Source organism: Microbacterium sp. 77mftsu3.1 (assembly GCF_900100525.1).
Taxonomy (GTDB): domain Bacteria; phylum Actinomycetota; class Actinomycetes; order Actinomycetales; family Microbacteriaceae; genus Microbacterium; species Microbacterium aquilitoris.
Genome location: NZ_FNCR01000004.1, coordinates 23716 through 38793, shown reverse-complemented (window position 1 = coordinate 38793; position 15078 = coordinate 23716). Strand labels below are relative to the sequence as shown.

Annotated in this window: 11 protein-coding genes; 3 read left to right on the top strand and 8 right to left on the bottom strand. The window is 71.1% G+C overall.

Annotated features, from left to right (window positions below):
• Positions 1-69: 69 nt before the first annotated feature.
• The 5 genes from BLR68_RS10995 to BLR68_RS10975 form a co-directional block, all read right to left on the bottom strand.
• Positions 70-1083 carry a YihY/virulence factor BrkB family protein gene (locus BLR68_RS10995; RefSeq protein WP_018186428.1) on the bottom strand — a complete coding sequence of 338 codons (1014 nt, stop codon included), beginning with the start codon at positions 1081-1083 and terminating at the stop codon, positions 70-72.
• A gap of 77 nt (positions 1084-1160) precedes the next feature.
• Entirely contained in the window at positions 1161-1673 is a 513-nt protein-coding gene (locus tag BLR68_RS10990; RefSeq protein ID WP_018186427.1) for a prepilin peptidase, read from the bottom strand.
• Between the two features lie 13 nt (positions 1674-1686).
• Positions 1687-1983 (bottom strand): DUF1905 domain-containing protein, encoded by a 297-nt coding sequence (locus BLR68_RS10985; protein WP_018186426.1) that lies wholly within the window; start codon positions 1981-1983, stop codon positions 1687-1689.
• A 57-nt stretch (positions 1984-2040) separates the two neighbouring features.
• Positions 2041-3027, bottom strand: a complete 987-nt coding sequence (locus tag BLR68_RS10980; protein WP_018186425.1) for an aldo/keto reductase — start codon at positions 3025-3027, stop codon at positions 2041-2043.
• Positions 3028-3037: 10 nt separating this feature from the next.
• The gene (locus BLR68_RS10975; RefSeq protein ID WP_018186424.1) at positions 3038-4000 is read right to left on the bottom strand and encodes a LysR family transcriptional regulator; all 963 of its coding nucleotides are present in this window, start codon (positions 3998-4000) and stop codon (positions 3038-3040) included.
• Positions 4001-4080: 80 nt separating this feature from the next.
• On the opposite strand from BLR68_RS10975, the gene BLR68_RS10970 reads away from it, so the two are divergent.
• Positions 4081-5121, top strand: coding sequence for an aminotransferase class V-fold PLP-dependent enzyme (locus BLR68_RS10970; RefSeq protein WP_018186423.1), 1041 nt, complete (start codon positions 4081-4083; stop codon positions 5119-5121).
• A gap of 6 nt (positions 5122-5127) precedes the next feature.
• Here BLR68_RS10970 and BLR68_RS10965 read toward each other — a convergent pair whose 3' ends face one another.
• Positions 5128-6795, bottom strand: a complete 1668-nt coding sequence (locus BLR68_RS10965) for a cation:proton antiporter (protein ID WP_018186422.1) — start codon at positions 6793-6795, stop codon at positions 5128-5130.
• A gap of 78 nt (positions 6796-6873) precedes the next feature.
• On the opposite strand from BLR68_RS10965, the gene BLR68_RS10960 reads away from it, so the two are divergent.
• Positions 6874-8034: a hypothetical protein gene (locus BLR68_RS10960; protein ID WP_018186421.1), complete on the top strand. Its 1161-nt coding sequence runs from the start codon at positions 6874-6876 to the stop codon at positions 8032-8034.
• A gap of 6 nt (positions 8035-8040) precedes the next feature.
• On the opposite strand, the gene BLR68_RS10955 is transcribed toward BLR68_RS10960, so the two are convergent.
• Positions 8041-8454, bottom strand: coding sequence for a hypothetical protein (locus BLR68_RS10955; protein WP_018186420.1), 414 nt, complete (start codon positions 8452-8454; stop codon positions 8041-8043).
• Between the two features lie 118 nt (positions 8455-8572).
• Here BLR68_RS10955 and BLR68_RS10950 point away from each other — a divergent pair, with 118 nt between their 5' ends.
• Positions 8573-9595: an NADPH:quinone reductase gene (locus BLR68_RS10950; RefSeq protein ID WP_026302826.1), complete on the top strand. Its 1023-nt coding sequence runs from the start codon at positions 8573-8575 to the stop codon at positions 9593-9595.
• An 83-nt stretch (positions 9596-9678) separates the two neighbouring features.
• Here the strand turns inward: BLR68_RS10950 and BLR68_RS18290 are convergent, their stop codons facing one another.
• Complete coding sequence (locus BLR68_RS18290; RefSeq protein ID WP_018186418.1) at positions 9679-14916, bottom strand: rhamnogalacturonan lyase family protein; 5238 nt, start codon at positions 14914-14916, stop codon at positions 9679-9681.
• Between the last annotated feature and the right edge of the window lie 162 nt (positions 14917-15078).

Below are 15078 nucleotides of genomic sequence, written 5' to 3'. Positions count from 1 at the left end.
CTCGCCCGGCAGCGCCGAGCGGATGCGTCAGAGTTCACACGGCGGTGATCAGGATGTGACGGATGCCGCTCAGTCGGCGCGTTCCTCGGCGAGCGCCGCGCGAGCGGCGTGGAGTTCGTCGGCCGCCGCCTTCACCTGGTCTTCCGCGGTCTGCACCCGTCGCTCGATCAGGGTCCTCGCGCCGTGGACGCGGCGGACGCGATCCTCGCTCTCGAGCGTGGCCGCCACGATGTAGGACGAGGCGATGAGGATCACCTGGCACGAGAGGTTGATCCACAGGAGCAGGGCGATCAGCGACGCGAACGATGCGAGCAGCGGGTTGGACCCGGCACCGCCGACGAAGAGGCTCGACAGCTGCTGCAGCACGGTGAGTCCGACGCCGCCGATGAGCGCCCCGGTCCACAGTGCCCGTGCCGGAGCGCGGACACCCGAGAGGGTGCGGAACAGCAGGGCGACGACGGCGGTGTCGAGGAGGAACGTGACGAGGATGCCGACCGTGGCGCTCACGCCGACCGTGAGCGGGTTCTCGGGCGAGACGCCGACGAAGCCGGCCACGAGGCCGACTCCCGCCGTGCCGAGCACCGTCGCCACCGCCGCGGCCGCCAGTCCGACGCCGATGACGATGGCGAGGAGCAGGTTCCGCGCGAGGACGATGATGAAGAGCGTGTCGTCGTGCACCTTGTCCGCGACGATCCGCAGGGCCGTGCGGAGCGATCCGATGGCCCCGATCGCGGCCATGATCAGACCGATGAGGGACAGCACGCCAGCGAGAGAGAAGGCGACCGGCTGGCTAAGGTTCTCGGTATCGATGAGGCCGCCCTCGCCGACGAGTCCCGGGATCACGCGGTCGACCGCGTCGAGGAGTCCCTGCCACGCCTGCGGGTTGCCCGACAGCCAGAGCGCGGCGACCGAGAACCCCAGGAGGACTCCCGCGAACACGCTGAAGAGGGTGCGGTAGGTCACGCTGTCGGCGAGCATCGGCCCCCGCCGCTCGCTGTACCGCAGGTAGGCACGGACGATCCGCAGGGACAGTGCCCGCGCGATGAGGCGCGGGATCAGCGGGGTCTTCGTACTATCGGCCATCCCCTCACGCTACCGAGGCACCCGCGCTGGCCGACCTCCCCTTGCGTACGGGGCAAGGATCTGCCAGCGGCGACGCGTCACAGACCGAGGCGGTCGACGAGCGACGCGCCCCACACGATGCCCGCCCACGCGCCCAGCAGCATCCACGGGCCGAAGGCGACGGCGGTGCGTCGGCCGGCGCGGCGCGTCGCGAGCAGGAGCATGCCGTAGAGCCCGCCGAAGACGAAGCCCGCGACGGCGCCGACGGCGAGCGCGGACCAGCCCACCCATCCCAGCGCGATGCCGAGCACCCCGGCGAGCTTGACGTCCCCACCGCCCATGCCGCCGCCGGCCGCGCGCAGGAGGAGGTAGAACACGAACAGTGCCGCGCCGCCGATCGCCGCGCGCAGGAGTGACGCCCACGGCGCTCCGGCGAGGCACGCGAGGAGCATCAGGCCGCCGACGATGGGATAACCCGGGACAACCCACGCATTGGGGAGCCGGTGCGTCCTGACGTCGATGACGGTGAGTGCGACGGATGCCACGGCCACCCAGAGGTACGCGAGGGTGATCAGGGTGACAGCGAGTGGATCCGTGGTGCCTGCGAACACGGCGGACGCGCTCTCAGCCGTCGAGAACGTCGAGCCGGACGCGGACGGTGTCGCCGTCGGAGATCCCCTCGCGCTCACGCACCGACCGCTTGAGCGGAAGGACGTAGACCCCGCGGCCGGCGTCCGGGAAGATCGACGTCCGCCAGCTCGTCGCGCCGACCGTGGCCCTCACCGGCACGGAACCGAAACCGCGCCCGGGACGCGGGACCTCGCGGATGTCGGCGCTCACCTCTTCGGGCAACGGCACGAAGTACCAGTCGTCCCTCCGCGATTCCCAGCGGAACAGGACCCCAGCGACATCGACGATCATGCGCTCACGGTAGCGAGTGCAGCGGGGCGGCGGCGGGCGGCATCCCCACCCCCGGTGTCACCACTGCGGGTGGATGTCCGCCCGGAGACGGCGGTCGTAGACGTCGACGACCGCCGCGGCGAAGGTGTCGAGGACTGCGGGGTCGATGAGTCCCGCCGCGGCGTTGGATGTCGCCTGAGCGGTCGTCCGTGCTCCGGGGATCACGGAGGTGACACCGGTCTGCGATGAGATCCAGGCGAGGGATGCCGCGGGCAGCGAGACACCGTCGGGCAGGGCCGCGCCGAGTTCTTCGGCCGCGACGAGACCGGTCTCGTAATCGACCCCCGAGAACGTCTCGCCCCGGTCGAACGCCTCGCCGTTGCGGTTGTACGACCGGTGGTCGTCGCCGGCGAAGGACGTGGACGTCGTGTACCGGCCGCTGAGGAGACCGGACGCGAGAGGGACCCGAGCGAACACGGCGACGCCCGCGGCGGCGGCGGCGGGCAGGACCTCGTCGAGCGGCTTGAGGCGGAACGGGTTGAAGATGATCTGCACGTTTGTCACGCCGGGTCGCGAGATGGCCGAGAGCGCCTGCGCGCAGGTCTCCACCGAGACGCCGTAGGCGGCGATCGCCCCGTCGGCGACGAGCGCATCGAGGGCGTCGTACGTCTCATCGGCGTCGATGACCGCAGACGGCGGACAGTGCAGCTGAACGAGATCGAGGGTGTCGACGCGGAGGTTCCGGCGCGACCGATCGGTCCAGGCGCGGAAGTTCTCGGCCGTGTAGTTGCCGGGCTCCTGCGGCAGTCGGCGCCCCATCTTGGTCGCGACCGTCACGCCGTGGCCGGGATGCTCCGCCAGGAAGCGCCCGATCATCGTCTCACTCCGCCCGTCGCCGTAGACGTCTGCGGTATCGAAGAGGGTGACCCCGGCCTCGACGGACGTCGCGAGCACGCCGAGGGCGTCGGCCTCGGACACATCGCCCCAGTCCGCCCCCAATTGCCAGGTACCGAGGCCGATGGCGGAGACGGAACGACCGGTGGCGGCGAGGGGACGCTGATGCATGGGGCTCACCCTACTTCGCCCGCGAGGCGGCGCGGGGAGCCGATGTCATCTCGGCGACAGCGGCTTCGAGGTGGCCGAGCACCGTGGCGACCGCGGGGACCCGTGCGGCGCCGCGCGCCGACACCGCGTGGAGCTCCCGCCGGTCGCCCGAGGCGAGAGGGCGCGTGCGGACGCCGGCCACGAGCGGGAAGGAGGCCACCGCCAACCGCGGAAGGGTCGCGACGCCGACCTGCTGCGCGACGAGCTGCTCGACGGCCGCGACGTTGTCCGTCTCGAACCGGATGCGGGGAAGGAACCCCGCCCGCGCGCACGAGTCGAGCAGATGGCTGCGGCAGCGCGGACAGCCGGCGATCCAGTCGTCGCCCGCGAGCGCTTCGAGCTCGACGACGTCGTCGGAGGCCTGCCGATGCCCTTCGGGGAGGATCAGCAGCAGGTCCTCTGCGCCGATGCGACGAGCGTCGAGCCCGCGGATGCTGTCGCCGTGGGCATCCGTACCGTCGCCGGGGTGGCTGAAGGTGAGGGCGATGTCCGCACGATCGGCGCGGACGGCGGCGACCGCTTCGGGGGGCTCGGCCTCGACGTAGGTCAGGGAGACACCGGGATCGGTCTCGGCGAGGCGCCGCATGAGGCGGGGAAGGACGGTCGGGGATGCGGAGGGGAAGCCGACCAGGCGCACCGTCCCGCTCCGTCCACCGCTGAGGTCGGCGAGCTCCCCCGCCACCGCGCCCAGGGCGGTGGTGATCGAGGCGGCGTGCCGGGCGAGGATGCGCCCGGCCTCGGTCAACCGCATCCGTCTGCCGACCCGCTCCACCACGGGCATGCCGAGGCGGGATTCGAGGCGGCGGATCTGCTGGCTGACGGCGGGTTGGCTGTAGCCGAGAGCGACGGCGGCCGCGGTCACCGACCCTGCGTCTCCGATGGCTTTCACGATCCGGAGTTCGGCGACGGAGAGGTCGGGAAGAGAGGTGGGCACGAAGACATATAACGCGACGTCATGTCCACGATGCAATACCTGCCGTGGTGCAATCCTCCGGTGGCCGGGACCATGGATGCATGGCCCTCTCCCCCGCTGCCGTCCGGGCGTCCTTCCCCGACGCCCGCGGCTACGTTGCGGCGTGCACCTCCGGCATCCCCTCCCTCGCGACGCGGGACGCCGTCCGCGCCGACCTCGACGTCCTGCCCGACCCGATCCGCTACGCCGCGGTCGCCGAACGGTGCCGTGCCGCCTTCGCTCGTCTGGTGGGCGTCGATCCCGGGGCCGTCGCACTCGGCGCGCAGACCTCGGCGATGGTCAGCCTCATCGCGGCAGCCCTGCCCGACGGAGCGGTCGTCGTCTGCCCCGACGGCGAGTTCTCCTCGCTCGTCCTGCCCTTCGTCCACGCCGGTCGCGGCATCACCGTGCGCACCGTCCCTCTGACGGCGCTCGCCGAGTCGCTCCGGGACGGCGACGCGCTGGTCGCTTTCTCGATCGTCCAGTCCGCGACGGGAGCCGTGGCCGACGCCGACGCCATCGTCGCAGCGGCTCGGGACCACGGTATCCGGACGCTCTGCGACGCGACGCAGGCCGTCGGATGGATGCCGGTGGCCGCCGCTTCGTTCGATGCTCTCGTCTGCCACGCCTACAAGTGGTTGTGCGCCCCTCGCGGCGTGGCCTTCCTCACCCTCGACGAGGACTTCGCCGCCTCGATCGCACCCCGCCAGGCGGGCTGGTACGCCGGATCGGACCCGTGGGCCTCGTGCTACGGCCCGGATGCGGCACTGGCGGCATCCGCTCGACGGTTCGACGTGTCGCCGGCGTGGCAGGCGTTCGTCGGCGCGGAGCCCGCGCTGGCCCTGTTCGCCGACGCCGACGCCGACGCATTGCGCGATGAGGTGACGGGGCTGGCGGCCGCGCTCCGGGAGCGTCTCGACCTGCCGACCCCCGAGCGCGCGACGCCCATCGTCACCTGGCCGGATGTGGACGGGGACGACGTCGACCGCCTGCGAGCGGCGGGGATCGTGGCATCCCGCCGCGCCGGCAACGCCCGGGTCGCCCTGCACATCTTCAACGACCTGCGGGATGTCGACGACATCGCCCGCGCGCTCGGCCGCTGACCCGGGTCACCCCCGATCGGAGCGGAGCTCGATCGCGATCTGCGACGCGTCGATGACGGCGAGCTCGTGCGCGAGGACGTCGGCGTCGAAGGTCCCGCTGTCGCGCGCATCGAGGAGCACCCGCCGTTGCACCGCCAGCACCTCGAGTCGTCGGGCGCTCTCGATCTCGAAGATCCGGGAGCGGTCCGCGTCCGCCGGGCGCTCGGCGGCCGGAACGGTCGCTGCGCTGTCGCGGAGGAGGTCGAGGATGTGCCGGCGCTCCTCCCGTTCGCGCTGACGGGTCTCCTCCTCGGAATCTGCGGCGGTCAGGGCGGTGACCATGGGGGCGACGGTGGAGCCCTGCCCGACGAGGGAGAGGACGGCCACCCCGAAGGCCACGAGGATGAGGACCGAGCGCTGCGGTGTGTCCGCGGGCAGCGTCTGCGCGGCAGCGAGCGTGATCGCGCCCCGCATGCCCGCCCACACCACGAGCGCGCCCTCCCGCCATCCGAGGGGAGCCTCTTGGAAGTAGCGGATGTCCGCGAGCCCACGGGTCACGCGCGGGCCGAAGCGGCGGACCGTGTCACGCGAGACCGTTCTGCCCCGGCGCGCGAAGGCGTCGACGAGCTTCTTCTCGCCTTCTTCGCTCTCGAGCCGCTGGGCGATGGTCTCGAGTCGTGGCTGCAGCCGGCGCACGCGGCGCGCGCTCGCGGACAGGAGCGCCAGGAGCGGTGCGACGTACGCGGCGCGGACGACGACGGTGAGCAGCCACGCCCCCGCCGCGATGAGGAGAGCGGGCGCCACGCCGGCGTGCACGGCTTGCACGTCCGAGATGATCGTCGTGAGCTGCAGTCCCATGAACAGGAACACGAGACCTTCGAGGACGAGCTCGATCGTGCGCCAGTTCTGCGCGTCCGAGAGCCGATTGCGCGCCGAGAACACGCGGGGGCCCCCGACACCCGTGATGATGCCCGCGACGACGGCGGCGACGAGCCCCGAGGCCCCGAGGAGCTCGGCGGGGATGGCGGCGAGGAACGGGACGGTGAAGGACAGGACGGTGTTGACGGTCGGATCCGTCGCGCGGCGACGGACGGTCAGGTTCAGCCAGCCGACGAACGCGCCGATGAGTACGGCGACGACGACGGCGTAGGCGAACGTTCCCACCGCCCCCCAGAACGAGAAGGATGCCGCGGCCGCCGCGATCGCCGTCCGCAGCAGCACGAGCGCCGTGGCGTCGTTGAGCAGGCTCTCGCCCTCGAGGATCGCGACGACGCGTTTGGAAACCGGGGTGCGTTTGATGATCGACGTCGCGACCGCGTCGGTCGGGCTGACGATCGCGCCGAGCGCGACGCCCCACGCGAAACCGAGGTCGGGGAGCACGATCATGAAGAACAGTCCGAGGGCGAGCGCGGTCCCGATGACGAGGAAGACCGACAGCCCGGCGATCGCGCCGAACTCGCGGCGGAAGTGCATGGCCGGCATCGACACCGCCGCCGAGTAGAGCAAGGGCGGCAGGATGCCGAGGAGGATCCACTCCGGGTCGAGGACGAAGTCGTCGAACACCGGCAGGAAGCTCCCCCCGACCCCGACGGCCACCATGAGGATCGGCGCCGCGATCCCCGCCCACCGGCCGACGACCGTGGTGAGGGCGACGACGAGGAGCGCGACCACGAGGCCCAGGAGTGTCTCGATCACACCGAAAGCCTGTCAGAGCATCCCCGTCGATGCGGCCGATTTCGGGCAGTTCGTCACCTGCCGATAGGCTCCCGGATCGTGCTTCGCCTGATCTTCTCCGCAGCTGTGGGCGCTCTCGTCGGCGGTGCCGTCGCCGCGGTGGTCGGTCCTCCCGGAGCCGGCATCTGGGTCCTCGCGGTCGCGCTGCCCATCGGCATCCTCAGCGTCGTCTTCCTCCGGCTGGGTGCGTCGGGACTCGCCTCGACATCGGTCTCTCAGGAGGATCTGACCCGCGCGCGGGCCGAGGATCGCCTGGGCGTGGCACGCATCGACGCCGTCCGTCAGACGGGAACGCAGATCAACGACCAGCCCGTGTGCGAGATCGACGTAACGGTGCAGCCGCGCCGGGGCGCCGCGTACGCCACCACCCTCCGCAGTGTCGTCCCGCTGATCGAGCTCGGAGCCCTCAGGCCCGACGCGACCCGGCCGGTCGCGATCCTGATCGAGGGCGGCCCCGAGTTCGGCTTCGTCGACGGCCAGGTCTCGCCGCAGGAGATCGACGGGCTCGTCGTCCCACCGCCGGGGTCGGTCCCGATGATCTCCTGGCCGAAGGCGCAGCGCGTGGTGAACGGCGCGCGGCGCGGCCCGCTCCTCGGCATCGGTCCGCGCGGGAGGGTGCTCCGCGGCATCCTCTTCGTCGTCATCGCGCTCGCCGTGGCGGCCGCCGTCGTCGCTCCATACGGCCGCGCCGTCGTGATGACCGCGCAGGCGGCGCAGGAGGGGCGCATCGGCGTGGACCTGCGGCGGCCCGACGAACTGGCCGTCGCGGTGCGGGCCCTCGAGGACGAGATCGGGCACGACCGGGTCAGCACCGTCCTCATCACGTCTGATTTCATCCGGGTCGAGGCACCCCTCACCCCGGGCAGGACCGAGACCGATGTGTGGATGTACCGGGGCGGTGTCGTCGATCACGAGGGCCCGGCGCCGTCACAGCCCGACCTCGCGGCCGAGCAGTTCTCCTGGAAGGACATCGCCCTCTCGACCGTGTGGGCGCTGATGGAGAAGGCGTCGGCGGAGTCGGGCATCCCCGTCGGCGACGCGAGCGCCGTCGTCTCGCGGGGCACCGACAGCGACATCGACAGCGAGACCTTCGGAGCGTCCGTCGAGAACCCCGAGATGTTCATCTCGCTCCGGACCGAATACAAGAGCGTCTCGTTCCGGGTGAACGCCGACGGATCGGGCGACGTCGTCGCCCAGTGACGCGCGTCAGGCCGCGGCGAGCTCCGTCGTCGCGCGGAGCGACCGCATCGCGTCCGCGCTGGGGAGATCGACGCGCAGACGGGTGGTCCCGGGACGGGGACCGGCCCCGTTGACGATCGCCGCGCCGCCCAGACCCGCCAAGGGGGCGGCGAGCGCGGCCGAGGCTGCCGCCGGCAGGTAGCCGACGACGCGTCCGTTCGAGTGGACGGAGATGTCCGCAGCGCGACGGGTGCGCCCGCGCCCCATCCGCAGCACGTACAGCCGATCGTCCCGGGTGCGGCGTTCGGGGTCGTCGACGAGGTAGTAGGTCCGTTCGACGTCCACACGCGACGTCGGGAGGTCACGTAGGTCCGGGAGATCGTCGTGCGATCGCGTCCGGCCGATGAGAGCGTGACAGATATGTTCGAGCCAGGTGGGCACGAGGCCCCCTTCCTGCACGCGGCATGAAACTCATGCCGCTGCGCCGAGCCTCTCACAGCGCGCCTGGCAATCCCCCGGTCTCGGAATGCCCGCGCGCTACGGTCGGTTCATGCTCCACATGAAGGCCATCGTCTACCGCACCCCAGGCGCCTCCGACGTCCTCTCTCTCGTCGACCGCGAGATCGCGGATCCCGGACCCGGTGAGGTGCGCGTGCGCATCGCCGTCTCGGGCGTCAACCCGACCGACTGGAAGTCCCGCGCCGGCGGCACGGCGCGGGCGACGTTCGCCGAGACCGTCCCGAACCAGGACGGCAGCGGAATCGTCGACGCGCTCGGCGACGATGTGGAGGGACTCGCCGTCGGCGACCGCGTGTGGGTGCACCTCGCGCAGCACCAGCGCCCCACGGGCACCGCGCAGGAGTACACGGTGGTGCCGGCATCCCGCGCCATCCGACTCCCCGAGGGCATCGACTTCGCGACCGCTGCGAGCCTCGGCGTTCCCGCCGTGACGGCGCACCGCGCCCTCACGGTCCACGAGGACGGGCCGGCTCGCCTGGCCCCCGGAGCGCTCACCGGACGCACCGTGCTCGTCGCGGGAGGCGCCGGCGCCGTCGGTCACGCCGCGATCCAGCTGGCCCGCTGGGCGGGCGCGACGGTCATCACCACCGTGAGCTCCGACGCGAAGGCGGCACTCGCGCGGGCGGCCGGCGCGCACCACATCATCGACTACACGCAGGGTGACCTCGTCGATAACATCCGCAAGGTCGCGCCCGACGGCGTCGATCAGATCGTCGAGGTGTCGCTCGCCACGAACGCGGCGGTCGACGCGGAGGTCGCCGCCGGGCACGCGGTCGTCGCCTTCTACGCGGACGACAACGGCGACACCTTCAGCATGCCGATCCGTCCGACCTTCGCGAAGAACATCCGGGTGCAGGGCGTCCTGCTCTACACCGTCGGAGAACCTGCCCTCGATGCCGCCGTCGCCGACATCACGCGCGCACTCGAAGACGGAGCGCTGCCGGTGGGCGAAGACGCCGGGCTCCCGCTGACATGGTTCCCGCTCGAGCAGACCGCCGCCGCTCACGACGCGGTCGAAGCCGCAACGGTCGGCAAGGTGCTCATCCGCGTCGCGGAGCTCTGAGTCCCCACAGACGCGATCGCCCGACAGTGACGAAGGGATGCCGCAGGTCGCACCCCGTGTGAGGGCGACCCGCGGCATCCGTCTCAGCGGACGACGACCGTCAGCGGAGTCGAGCGGGTCGCTCCCACCTCGTTGCGGTACTCCACGACGTACTCGTACGTGCCCGGGCCACGGCCCGTCACCGCCGTCCGGGTGCGCTGCGCGTTCGGCGACGCCGCGTCGAGGCTCTGCTCGTCGATGACCTTGCCGTTCTCGTACAGCGCGTACGAGGTCGCGTTGGTCCCCCACCAGAGGTTCGAGGCGACCGTGTAGGTGCCGTCTCGATCGTGGTTGTCGTGCGAGAGCACAGGCGTACCGGGAGCGGCATCCGTCACCATGACGGTGATCGACGTCGTCTCGCTGATTCCCGCCGCGTTGACCAGCTCGCCCGTGTACACGTACGTGCCGTTCGAGCGACCCGCGATCGGAACCGCGACCTGCTGCGCCCGCGGTGACTGCGGCGTCAGCAGACGGGTGTCGAGGAGCTCGCCGTTCTCGTACAGCCGGAACACGGAGCCGTTGACGCCCCACCACAGGTTCATGGTGACCGTGAACGATCCGTCGCGGAGGCCCGTGCCCCAGCCGCTGTCGCTGCTGAGAGCCCCCCGACCGGGCGCCGCCGTCGCGCCCTCGTCGGCGAAGACCGTGAACCGGGACTCCGCCGTCGCTATGAGACCGTCGTGGTTGGCGGCCCGCACGGTCAGCAGGTGCTCGCCCGCCTTGCCGGTGAGGTCGATGACGGCGTCGGCCGCGACCGGGTCCCCGTCCAGGGCGACGTCGAGGTTCCGCACGCCGGACTCGGGGTCCGCCGCCGTCACCGCGAGCGCGAGCTCGCCGCTGTCGGCCAGGAGCGCACCGTCCTTCGGGAGACCCGAGATCACCGGAGCGGACTCGTCGTCGCCGCCCGAGGGACCACCCGTCACCGCGATGCGCGGCATCGGAGCCGGCTCCATCCCGTCGCCGATGAAGAAGCTCGGGTGCGGCGGCTGGTTGTAGCCGGTGTTCTGCCAGGCGACCGCGACCCGGTACTGCATGTCGTGCATGAGCGTCGGGATGCGGATGTCGGTCTCGTCATCGGTCGAGTAGATGCGCAGCTCGGACGAATCCGCCGAGCGCCACACGATCTCCTCGCGCCAGTCGCCGAAAAGATCCGCCTGGAGGTTGGGCGTTCCCTTCGTGCCGTTGTTCGACCGGGCCCCGGCATCCGACAGGATCGTCTTCTGCTCGCCGGCCTCCCCGTCCCACTTGGCGACGACCGGCGTACCCTGCGAGGTCGCGGCATCCCACTCGTGGTCGACGATCTCGCGCAGCGGATCGCCGTCGAACCAGGCGAGGAAGTTCGCGGCCGGGATCGTGTCGCCGATGACCTCACCGTCCGCGGCGACGAGCGTTCCGGTCCGAGAGTTCCAGGCGGCGTCACCGCCGATAGCCCAGCCCTCGGCTCCGGGATGCCGCGGGTCGATGTCTCCGATAGCCGCACGTCCCGTGTCGACGGTGGCGGGAATGCTCCAGAGCACCTCGCCGGTCTTCGCGTCGCGGAACGTCGCCCCGCGGTTGCCGGACGCCGCCATGTTCTCGTGAGCCGCGAAGGCTTCGAGTCCGGGTCGCGACGGGTCGAAGTCACCGACGTGAAGGGCGTCGCCGTGGCCGAGCCCGGTCGAGTACAGCAGCTCGCCGTCGTCGTCGATCGCGGCCGAGCCGAAGATGATCTCGTCCTTCGCGTCACCGTCCACATCGGCGACCGACATGGAGTGGTTGCCCTGCCCGTAGAGGGCCTCCGCACCGTCCTCGTTCGAATCGGCGACCCAGCGCGTCGTCAGCTCCTCGCCGTCGAAGTCGACGGCCGCGACGACGGCACGCGTGTAGTACCCGCGGCTGAAGATCGCGCTCGGGTGCTCACCGTCGAGGTAGGCGACGGATGCGAGGAACCGGTCGACCCGGTTGCCGTACGTGTCGCCCCACGATCCGACGTCGCCGCGCTGGGGGATGTAGTCGATCGTGTCGACCGCCGCGCCCGTCAGCCCGTCGAAGACCGTCAGGAACTCCGGGCCCTGCAGGACGTACCCCGAGCTGTTGCGGTGGTCTGCGCTCGCGTCGCCGATCACCCGTCCGGCCCCGTCTACCGTGCCGTCCGCGGTCCGTGTGATCAGCTCGGCACGGCCGTTGCCGTCGAAGTCGTAGACCATGACGTCGGTGTAGTGGGCGCCCGCTCGGACGTTCACGCCCAGGTCGATGCGCCAGAGACGTTCGCCGTCCAGCCGGTAGGCGTCGACGTAGACGTTGCCGGTGTACCCGCCCTGCGAGTTGTCCTTCGCATTGGACGGGTACCACTTCACGATGAGCTCGTACCGTCCGTCCCCGTCGACGTCGCCGACGGTGGTGTCGTTGGCCGAGTACGAGTAAGGCTGGCCGTCCTTCGTGTACGCGTCCGCCGGCTTCTGCAGCGGAAGCGCGCGGTATGCGGCGGTCTGCACTCCTACCGGCTCGGACTCGGTCGTCTCGACGGTCTCGTCGCCCGAGCCGCTCAACCGGGTGACGAAGTACTCCGAGGCATCCGTCCCGTCGGTGTCGAGCAGGTTGGTCGAGGCGGTGATCGGCGTCGTCGTGATGCGCCGGCCGTCACGGTAGACGTGGAAACCCGCGTCGGCAGGGTCTGTGCCCAGCAGTCGCCACGACACGAGCACGCCGCCATCGGTGCGGACAGCGGCGACGCCACGGTCCAGGTACTCCGCCTGACGCTGCAGCACCGTCGGCGCCGCCGTCTCGTACGGGTCGGATGCCGCACCGGCACCGCCCACACCGACCGGAACGACCGTGTAGAAGTACGGCACGGTGGTCAGCACGTCGTCGTCGACGAAACGCGGGACGTCGCTGGTTCCCACGAGGGCGCCGCGCTCCCCCTCGACCTCCGAGCGGAAGACGAGGAAGAAGACGCTGTCCTCCGCCGCGGTCCAGGCGAGCTCCACCTCGCGCGGGTCGACGCGGACGGCGTCGAGATCCGTCGGCGAGCCGGGGGCAGCGACGTCCGGGTCGGTCAGACTCGTCTCGACCTTCGCCGACGGCACGGACTCGAGGCCCGTCCGGTCCACGGCGGTCACGTGATAGCTGTAGTCGAGGCCCACGCGCGCCGTGCGGTCGGTGTACGCCGGCTCGGTGCTGCTTCCCACGAGTGTCGGGGCGGTGTCGAAGGCGGACGAGCGGTACACGTTCCAGGTGAGGCCGGATTCGGCATCCCACGCCAGGTCGATCTCGGGATCGGCCGGATCGGCTTCGACGCCCGTCACCGTCAGCCCTGTGGGGCCGAGGAGGATCGGCGTGATCTCGAGTCCGTTCAGACGCGTCCCGGCTGCGGCTCCGTAGGCCTCGATGTTCAGCTGGCCGTCGGTCACGAGGAAGGGCCCGCGGAGGACCGCCGCGACCGAGCCGCGGCCGGCGTTGCCCGTGCCCGCTTCCTTCCCTTCGATGCGGAAGCTCGTGCGGGTCGATCCGATCCAGTCGCCCGAGAACGTCTTGACCGAGTAGGTGCCGTTCGGCACGTCGAGGGCGAAGGTCGAGCTGTCGCCCGGGAGGACGAAGTCGCGGAGCAGGTCGTTCGATCCCTCGGCGACTCCACGGTCTCGGCCCGCGTTGGCGGGGAGGGCGTTCGTGAAGCCGTGACCGCGGTCCTTCGTGTACGCGAGGTTCGGCGTGACCTCGGTGTACCCGGCGGCGAGGGGGTTGCCGGCGAGCTGGAAGTCGAACCGGTACGCGGCCTGCTTGGTGGTGAACTCCACCGGTGTCGACGGCTCGGATTCGCCGCGACCGTTGACCGCGACGACGCGGTAGCGGACCGTCGCACCCTCGCTCAGACCCTGCACGATCGTCGTCGGCTGGGTCACGGTTCCGACCAGGGTCCAGGTGTCCTCACCGGCCGCCTGACGGAACACCTTGTAGATGTCCGCGGTGGGCACGGCGTCCCACTTCAGGGTGGCGCCGGCGTTGCTGACGCCCCCGGCCACGAGCTTCTGGGGGGCTGCGGGGACCTCGGCCGGGGGCTCCGTGTCGGTGACCTCGTCGGCGAGCGGGATGTCGAGGGTGCTGACGCCTTGCGCGACCAGACGTGCCATCTGGATGGCGCCGTACTCCTGGAAGTGCGTGTCGTCGACCGTCCCGGCGGGCCGGTTGGGGAACACACCCGGGTCGACGTGCAGGAACACGGCCTTCGCCGCTTCGGGACCGATCTCGTCGAGGTAGGCGCGGCTGGATGCCGAGAGGTCGACCAGCGGCACGTCCTCCTCGTCGGCGAGCTCGGTCATCTTCTCGACGTACTCGGGGAAGCTGACGCGGAAGAGCCCCGTCTCGGGGTCGAAGTTCCGGCGGGAGACGGGCGTCACGAGCACCGGCGTCGCGCCGCGCTGGCGCGCACCCTCGACGTACGTGCGGAGGTACTCCTTGTAGTCGGCGGGCGAGGCGTACCGGTCGTCCACTCCCTGCGTCGCATCGTTGTGACCGAACTGCGCGAACAGGTAGTCGCCGGGACGGATCGCGCGCAGCACCTCGTCGAGGCGGCCCTGTGTGAGGAAGTTCTTGGACGAGCGCCCGCCGATCGCGTGGTTCTTGACCGCGACGTCGTCCGTGAGGAAGCGGTCGAGCATCTGGCCCCACCCCGCCTGCGGCGCGTACGCGGTCGCGTCGTAGGTCTGGACGGTCGAGTCGCCCGTCAGGTACGTCGTGGGGACGGCACCCGCGGTGCGCTCGGGCAGCCGCGTGATGGTGAGTGCGTTGAGGGATGCCGCGCCGCCCGCGATCTGCAGCGTCAGGCGCCCGTCGACGAGAGCGATGGGGAACGCCATCTCGAGGTACTCGCCCGTCGCCTTCGCCGTGGGCTGCACCTTGGACATCGACTCGGCTGTGATCGCGATGTCGGTCGCGCCCTCCGCGTCGCCGGCGACGAGCGAGACCGAGTAATCACCCGGCGCGAGATCGACCTCGAAAGTACCGCCCTGCGCGGCGACGAAGTCGGACCGCACGGCGTCGTCGCCCCCGCGGTCGACATCCGGGGCCGCCGAGGTTGGCGGCGTGGAGAAGCCGTATCCCCACTCGGCATCGAATGCCGTCGCTGACGTCACGGCGAGCGAGCCGGATGCGACCGCGCCGGGCCCGAAGTCGAACGCGATGACGTCGCCGTCGGGAAGCGGTGCGGGGGCGTCGCCAGCGACGGCAGGTGCCGCAGCGATGAGCGATGCAGTGAGCGCGGCCGCGGACGCGATGGCGAGCGCGGAGCGGGGACGGCGGATGGGCATGGGTCCTCCTGGACGGCGTCGACGAGAAGGCGCGCCGGATGACCCGCACCGGAGGGGCGCTGGACGATCCGACAACCTCGAGACATGGGGGCTTACGTCATGTCGTGAGCCCACGCACCACCATCATTGGAAAGCGCATTCCGGCTCAATGCGACCGATCCT